Annotated in this window: 5 protein-coding genes; all 5 read left to right on the top strand. The window is 51.5% G+C overall.

Annotation, left to right across the window (positions count from 1 at the left end; all coding sequences use genetic code 11):
* Positions 1 to 188: 188 nt before the first annotated feature.
* The 5 genes from B5E84_RS17565 (at position 189) to srtB (ending at position 8,576) form a co-directional block, all read left to right on the top strand.
* The gene (locus tag B5E84_RS17565) at positions 189 to 1,148 is read left to right on the top strand and encodes an RpnC/YadD family protein (protein ID WP_087225380.1); all 960 of its coding nucleotides are present in this window, start codon (positions 189 to 191) and stop codon (positions 1,146 to 1,148) included.
* 27 nt (positions 1,149 to 1,175) lie between these two features.
* A complete protein-coding gene (locus B5E84_RS17560) occupies positions 1,176 to 1,418 on the top strand; it encodes a hypothetical protein (RefSeq protein WP_087225377.1) in 243 nt (80 codons plus the stop codon).
* Positions 1,419 to 1,913: 495 nt separating this feature from the next.
* Complete coding sequence (locus B5E84_RS17555) at positions 1,914 to 5,255, top strand: SHIRT domain-containing protein (RefSeq protein WP_087225374.1); 3,342 nt, start codon at positions 1,914 to 1,916, stop codon at positions 5,253 to 5,255.
* Positions 5,256 to 5,291: 36 nt separating this feature from the next.
* Complete coding sequence (locus tag B5E84_RS17550) at positions 5,292 to 7,139, top strand: doubled motif LPXTG anchor domain-containing protein (protein WP_242963430.1); 1,848 nt, start codon at positions 5,292 to 5,294, stop codon at positions 7,137 to 7,139.
* A 669-nt stretch (positions 7,140 to 7,808) separates the two neighbouring features.
* Positions 7,809 to 8,576 (top strand): class B sortase, encoded by a 768-nt coding sequence (gene srtB, locus B5E84_RS17545; RefSeq protein ID WP_087225368.1) that lies wholly within the window; start codon positions 7,809 to 7,811, stop codon positions 8,574 to 8,576.
* The last annotated feature ends 2 nt before the right edge of the window (positions 8,577 to 8,578 follow it).

Here is an 8,578-nt window from a genome sequence, read left to right as displayed (position 1 = left end):
ACTAGATAATGTGCTATAATCATTTCCATAACAGTTCAGCCGCCCCGGTCTGAGGCGGAAATGGCCCCTTCGGGCCGTCCATTTAGTCCCATCGGAATTTCTGGGACGAACATCCACACAGAACAACAGTAAACTATGGCTAACCGATTACAAATGTGGGACAGCCGCCCAGGAAACGGAGGTTTGGTATGGGAAATATGGATCTGGCGGAAAAGGTTTTGGAGCGCCATGGGGACGTGTTCGCGGATATTATTAACGTGCTGGTATTCCGGGGAGAGCGGTTTTTAGAGCCGTCGGATTTGACAGACGGACCCTCGGCCACTCACTATAAGGACGAGGAGGGAGCCCTGCGCCAGCAGGAGCGGGACGTGGTGAAACACTCGTTTTGCGGCCCTTTCCCGGCGGTCTGGGGGATCGAGAACCAGAGCCGGGTGGACGCGGATATGGTGTTTCGGGTCATGGGCTACGACTACGCCTCCTACCGCGGCCAGCTGGACAGCCGCCGGCGCCGCGGGGCTGAAAATGGCCGCAGCTGTGGCCGGAAAGGCAGAAAGAGGCCGCTGCGCCCGGTGATTACCCTGGTGCTGCATTTTGGGACGGAGCAGAGGTGGGGCGGGCCGTTTACGGCTGCGGGCGCCCTGGAGCTGTCCGGCCTGCCGGAAAAGGAGGGCCTGGCCGCCCTCATTTCCAATCCCCACATCAATGTGGTGGATGTGGCCTTCCTGCCCCCGGAGGTGCGGGCCCGGTTTCAGTCCGATTTCCGGGTGGTGGCGGAGTATTTTTCCGCCGTCCGGGAGGGCCGGTTTGAGGAATTCCGGAAAAACAGGTATGAGATTTGCCATCCGGAAGAACTGCTGCACTTCCTGCGGGTGTTTTCCGGGGATGAGCGGTTTGACACGATGCTGTCCGCGGCGGCGGAGATGAAAGAGAAGGGAGAAATGACGATGTGCAAAATTTGGGATTATGTGGAGGCGCAGGGGATGGAGAAAGGAATTGCGCAAGGGATGGAGAAAGGGAGAGAAGAACTCAAAGAACTTACTGCTCTGGAGATGCTGCGTCATGGAGAACCGGATGAAAAGATCATGCAGTATCTAAAGCTGTCATTAAAGGAAATCAATCACTTAAGAAAGAAGAACGGCAGAGGATAGCGACGGAAAGGGCGGTGGGAAGAAGAAATGGCGGGCAGTATGTTTGATTATGTGGAGGCGCAGGGGGTGGCAAAAGGGAGAAAAGAAACCCAAAAAGAGATTGCCCTGGAGATGCTGCGTCACAGGGAGCCGGACGAAAAAATTATGAGGTATTCCAGGCTGTCCCGAAAGCAGATTCATGAGTTAAAGAGAACGCTTTCCGGCGAAGGCTCCCCGGCGAAGGACTGCCGGAAAAAGGAAACCGGGGGTCACCGGAGAGAACAGCGGTAAAGATGGATGGGATGGGCCCATATTGTGATATTTGGCTGTCATTTTTCAGCAGATCAGTTGCTGAGAAATGACAGCTTTTTTGTTTAACAGGAAACTTCGTTTCCTGTTAAACAAGAATGCTCCGCAAGGAGGCACACTCCGCGCAAAGGAAAATGGCTGCTGGCGCAGCCGCGCTCCGGCGCGAGTGTGCGGCAAACTCACACTTTTTGCAATACAAATTACCCATTTTTGGCCAAATTTGTTTTTGGAGATTTTTGAAACCGAGTAGTTTGTGAAAAACCACTATATATTGATGATAATTCAAAATTATAAACAAAATATGGGAATTTATGGATGGAAATTCGTGAAACAATTTCAGAGAAAATAGATGGATGTAACTTGTTATGTAATGAAAAATATGCTATTCTGAGAGGGACGGGAAACCTATGGTATTTCTGTCAAAAACTGCAAATGAACCGCTGAATTCATTTGTGAAAAGGAAAGGAGAGAAGTGGTATGGAAGGACACAAAAAGTCCAGAGGAAGGAAGAACCGCCGGATCTTCTCCTCCAAACGTCTGACGTCATTCCTGCTGGCTCTGGCCATGATCTGCACCAATGTGATCGCGGATCTGAACACGGCTTACGCGGCAGGAGCTTCCACAGAAGTCGCGTTTGAGATGCGGGGCGCCGATTTGGTTGCTGCCGTTGAGGATGCGATTGCATCGGGAAACGTGGTGACGCCGGACGACCTGAATTTTACCGCCGGAAAGGCGGAGGAATTTAAGGGCTACCTCTTTGGAACGGGAACGCTTTACGAGGCTTATCCCGACTTAGAGGGAGGAGACGTGAACGCGGAAATGCGCGTATTTGTCCGTCTGCCGGAGGATGCGGACGATATGTACGCGGTGACAGGGGATGAGGAGATCATTTTCCTGTATGTGAACAACAGTGACGAGACCATCTCATTCCGTTCTTACATCAGCTATACGGCGGATGGAGAGGAAAAGATAAAAAAGACAGACCGGGTTACGGTGAGAAGTTATGAGAGCACCTTCGGCGATGAGGAGGTCAATGTGATTTCTGATCCGGTGGAGCCGGAAACTCCGGCAGAGGTCCCGGATGAGACGGAGCCGGAGACTCCCGAAACGGATCCGGTGGCCACAGAGTCTGAGCTGACGGTTTCCATGAGCCCCAATGTGGCTGCCTTTGTGGCAGTTCCCGGCGATGAGCTGGCGACCCCGTCAGATCTGCCGGAGGCCTCTGCGCCGTCCGGGGACGAGAGCGAAGATCCGGATGAGACAGACGGCAGCCTACCCGCGGACGGAAACACGGATCCGGAGGAAACCACCACGGCGGATGAGACCACCGCGCCTGTGGATGAGACGAAAACCCCTGCCGATCCTGAGGAGCTTCCCACGGAGGGAAACGAGCTGGTAGCCACAGAGCCGGAGATCCCCACCGCGGCGAAACCCAACTACGGAGACCTGGTAGCCATCGGCTGGAGCAGCACGGCGAAACTGTACAGCTCCACATTGAACAAACTGCACGCGTTAGATGACGTAGAAGGATGGGAGATTCGCTACTCCATCGCTCCGGAAGGCGCCGCTAGAATCATCGACGGGCCGAGAGGGGTAGAGGACGGAGAAGATCTATACTTTGGTGTAAAGAACCAGATCGGCTATACCGTGGACACCGTTCTTGCCAACGGTGAAGAACTCACAGCCGACACCGTCACAGACAACGGCGACGGTTCCCAGACCGTCTGGTACAACGTACCGGAAGTGTCCGAGGAGCAGAGCATCGACGTGGTGATGACGGAAAGCGGAGAACATCCCGCCTTTGAGCAGGTGCTCACCATGGATGACGGAATGGTGATCACCATCCGCGCCGGGGAAGGCGTACTCCCCGCCGGCGTAACCGCCACCGCCGCCAGAGTCAGCCAGGAGGTGGAGGATGAGGTCGCAGAGTCCGCCAGCGAGGACGGCAAAGCGGTAACCTCCGTATACGCCTACGACATCAACCTCTGGCTGGGAGACCAGCTGCTGGATTCCGAGATTTGGGGCGGCAGCAGGAAGGTGGAAGTGACCTTCTCCGGACAGATTGTTGAGGAGGAGAGCCAGACTGCGGATTCCGTTGAAGTGATGTATGTGGAAACGGTACAGGACAGCGATCTTCAGGCCAAGGAACAAGTTGCCTTGCAGCAGGAAACATTCAAAGCAGAGGATGTCCGGAAGGTTGAGACGGTTAGTAATACAGTTGAAGTTCCAGAGGCAGAAATGATTTCTGAAATTTCTTTTGAGGCGGAACATTTCAGCATTTATGCTTATGTTGGCTATGGAATTTGGCTGCCATTTGAAAATATGGAGATGAAAGTTGGAGATAAGGTGAATGTTATCTCTAATCAGCTTTCAATTTCTCATGAGTGGATATCCAGTGATCCGTCGGTTGTATCCGTGAAAGATACTGGAAACCATTTCGCTACGCTTTCTGCAAATGCTGCGGGAACAGCGAAAATTACCCATAAATATTACACAATAAGAGGTTGGAAAGAGGAAAGCGTAACCATTACCGTTGTGCAGCCGAAAAAACAGTTCAAGGTTGAATGGTATATCAATGGGAATTTGTCATCCACAGATATGGTTCAAGAGGGAGAGAAACCCCAGTATAAAAATGGTACTCCCACCAGAAATGGCGTAAATGGCAAAGCCACGTTTGCCGGTTGGGCCACGGAACCGAATTCCAAAGAATACAAATTGGAGGCGGATCTTCCGGTGGTTACGGGAGACACAGAATATTATGCGGTATTTACGTATGACGCATTGTTCTATTTCCTGTTAGAAGATCATTCCAATACGGAGACGGCAGCAACGTCTTATATGTATGCTGGCCCGGATTATAAACCGGTTGTTACACCTGGAAAGGTAATCGTTCCGGATGGGTTTACTGCAAGTTCACGGTGGTATGTTCCAAACGATCTGAATAATTTGGAGGCTTACATTGTCGCGGGGCCGACAGACGATTCCATTCGAAAAGGCTTAGCTAAGGTTTATGAGGACTATGACAGTTCCTGGAAGTATAATCTTAACTGGACTACGCTGTCATACGCCAGTCCATCCGTGGGATATGATTATGAAATCATCAAAAATGATACGGTTCTGCACGTAGATGGTGCAATTACACTGGACAGAGACAATAAAGTTGGCTTAGAGTATTCTGTGCGTATGCCGGATGGCAGCACAATAACCAGTACGAGAACCCATACCAAAGGGGATTCCGTTGCGATCAATAGCACCGTAACGTCAACCGGCTCTTTCGTAACGGACGGATATTCCTATAACGCGATCGAGACCTTGGATGGGCAGAAATACAAATTTGATGGATGGTATAAAGATTCCAGTTTTTCTGAAAAGGCGGGCAATACCATAACGGTTGCAGGATTTGCCTCTTTTTATGCAAAGTATGAGCCTGCAGAGACGTATTCTGTAACCTATCGGTTTGATGGAGCGATTCCTCAGAACGTGGATTTCGTATTACCGGAACAGAACGAATACGTACCGAAAGAAGATGTATCGGTTGATACGACTTATACAGCTGACACAACAGTGACGAATGAAATCGGCACCTGGAAATTCAGCGGTTGGACATCGGAGGATGTAACCGTAGAAAACGGGAAATTCTCTATGCCGGAGAAATCAGTCGTATTTACCGGTACATGGGAGTTAATTTCGCGGGCCAAGTACACGTTGCAGATACAGCACATCTATCTTGATAAAAATGGGAATCGGGAAAAAATGATCATCGATCCGTTGAGCAATGGTTCAGTAGAGAATAATTCTCTAATCACGGTACGCGCCTGAAATGACGAGGGCTATGTGTACGCAGGAGAGATGCATATGATCAGCACTGCCAGTGAGTATAATCCTACGATTTTCACACAAGATATGCTCCAGTTCAATATGCCGGCTGGTACAGTAGTGCTGAAACTCTACTATGATGCTGACCGCAATCACGACGGTGTCGCCGACAAGGATCAGATCAAGGTCACCTACAAAGTGGTGAATGGTCAGTGGAATGACGGTACGACAGAGGACATTGAAGAATACGTCACAATAACAGGCGAATGGGCGTCAGTAAATCTTCCTGAGGCAGGTGATAAACCGGATTCCGGTTATGAAGCAGGCGCATGGAGCTCCAATGTACCCTTTGTCTTTACAAAGGCGAACGATGGAGATGTGTACACCTATACGTATGGAAAATCTCCTTATAAACTGACGGTACAGCACGTATACCACGATGAGAACGGAAACAGTACGACGGTTGTTGATGAAACGCAGAGCAGAGAGAATGTTGCGGAAGGAGAGCTTGTCAGAGTAGAAAAGCGGGATAAAGAAGATTATGTATTTGGCAAGCTGGTCTTTTCAGGAAATGGTGGCACAAACAGCGATCAAGGTACAAAGGAGAGTTTCCTTTTCCATATGTATAGCAATGCTGTGATAACATTCCACTATGGTACTGACAAAAATAAAGATCAGATCCCGGATATGTATCAGCTCACCATCGTTTTCGAAGCGGTAAACGGAACATTCACTGAAACGGATAATGCCAAGGTAGAAAAGACGATCACCCTTACGGATGACGGAACGGCAGAGGGAAGTTGGAGAGAAGACGGAAAATATATGCTTACAGCAAGCGACGTTCCGGAAGCAAAGCCGAATCCCGGATACACGGAAGACAGTAAGAAATGGGACGTTCCCGCCCCGTTAGGCTACACCATTTTCAAGGAGATGGGAGTCGACGATAAAGAGACGGATATAAGTGGAACCCAGCGCACGTTTACCGTGAGATTTGACGGAAAGCAGAAACAGACATACACCGTTCACTATATTGATGAGGATACCAATCTTGAGATCGCAGAGCCGCAGATCAAGGATACGGAATTTGAGGCTTATATCAACGGAAACGATGAAAAGATTGATATTGAAGGGTATGCCTTCACTCACGCGACAGATCTGTATGTGACGGACGACAACGAGAGCAACATCGTAAACGTATACTACAGCAAAGATGAAAAAGGCAATGAAAATGATCCTACTAAGCCCGACGGAAAGCCGGATAAGTACCAGGTTATTTTCACCTACAGACTGAGCGATGCAAGTCAGGGTACCATCAATGGCGGTACTCAGGACGTATACGAAATCAGGAGCAGAGCCGAGGAGGATGACGCGTTGGCTCCCAACGCGGCAGTCACCATCACCCCCGCCGACGGCTACCGTTTCGCTCACTGGCAGGATCAGAACGGAACGGTCTACAGCACGACGGAAGCGTTAAAGGCAACTTCCTTTGAGGATGACATGACCTTCACCGCGTACTTTGAAACTACCGGCGGTGAGGATCCCGATAATCCTGGCGGAGAAGATCCTGACAACCCCAGCACTCCTGGCGGTGATGACAACCCGGGAGGCGGCAATGGTTCCGGCTCCAGCAGCGGCGGCAGCAGTTCCGGCGGCGGCAGTCCCTATGCGCCTGCTACCAGCGGCCCTGGGGTGACCATTGACGAGGACGCGGTGCCCTTAGCGCCCCTTCCCGATGGCGGAACCAGTTTCGTGATCGACGAGGACAGCGTGCCGTTGGCGCCTCTGCCAAAGACCGGCCAGCAGCCGATCCGGACGCAGGTGACCATGCTTTTCGCTGGTATCTTCCTGGCGCTCGCCTCTGTGAGAAAACGGAAAGAAGAAAACTAAAAAGCACAGTACAGCAACACCGTGTTTCTGAAAAAGGCCCGGCCGCATTCGGCCGGGTCCTTTCCATTTCACAGGAAAGGGCGTCCCCTATGCCACAAAAATTTCCGGCGCAGCCGCGCTCCGCGGAAAGGAAACTGGTTGCCAGCGCGTCTGCATCCCGCGCGCCGGAACCAATCTGCTGGCGCAGTCGCATTCCGCGCGCCGGAACCAATCTGCTGGCACAGCCGCATCCCGCGCGCCGGAACCAAACTGCCGGCACAGCCGTTCTCCAGCAGGCGTGTATGCCACCCGCGCGCTTTTTAAATCCGCCCCGGGAGCAGCCCCTTCGGCCCGCGATTCCTGCTTTTCTAAAATCCTGGAAACTTCTGGCAATGGTGCAACTATTTTCTTATTTTTCCATCCGGGAACCCCTCAGGCTATTTGCCTCTGCCCCGGCCGTCTGTCAGTTTCCGATTTCCCGAAAACCGTTGGATATACGAGGCTTTCGCCGGGAATCCCTGGGGATTTTTCTGCCGGAAGATCCCGTTTCCCATCCCCGTTTCCCCATTTTTTCTCCCCGATTCCCCGCGTGCCTGCCGGCTCAGCATACCCGTTGACGACAAATATAGGTGGTATTCTGACTCAAAATCTGATATGATATAGGAAAAATCGAAAATTACAGGAGGGACCATGAAAGGCAGAAGAAAAATCATTCTCGCGGCAGCGGTGGTTCTGATTATTGTTTCCGGAAGTATGCTGCTGTGGGATTATGTAAAACAGCGGGAATCGGAAAAAATTTATGAGGAGCTGGCCTCCCAGGTGGTGGAGGAGACCACCCAGGCGGAGGTGGAAACCGAGCCGGAGACGGAGGCAGAATATGTTTCCCCGGTGAATTTTGAGGAGCTTTGGGCAATCAATGAGGATGTGGTGGGCTGGCTCACCATTCCGGGAACGGTGATCGACTACCCGATCCTGTTTGACCCGGAGAGCAACGAGACCTATCTTTACACGGACATTGAGGGAGCGCACACCGCCGCCGGTTCCATTTACCTGGATTGCGACGACGAGGCCGATTTTTCAGCTCTCCACAACGTCCTCTACGGCCATCACATGAAGAATGGCACCATGTTCAAGGATATTATGAAATTCCGGGAACAGGCGTTTTTAGAGGAGCACCAGGAGGCGTACATCTATCTTCCGGACCGGGAGATTTTGCTGAGGCCGTTTTCCTGTCTGTACACCACCTCAGACGGAATCCGCAGGAAGACCAGGTTTGAGGACGAGGAGCAGTTTCAGCTGTACGTGGAAGAAATGACAAAGGACTCCACTGCCTATGTGGAACCGGACCAGGAGGTAGGCCGGCTGTTTTCCTTTGTGACCTGCAGCTATGAGTTCGACGACGCCAGAACGATTATGTATGCCTATGAGGTGACGCAAGAGGATGTCGGAGGAGAGTAACC

This window comes from Lachnoclostridium sp. An14 (assembly GCF_002160755.1).
Lineage (GTDB): Bacteria > Bacillota > Clostridia > Lachnospirales > Lachnospiraceae > Lachnoclostridium_A.
Note: the sequence above shows the minus strand (reverse complement) of the source record. Positions and strands in the feature narration are given on the sequence as shown.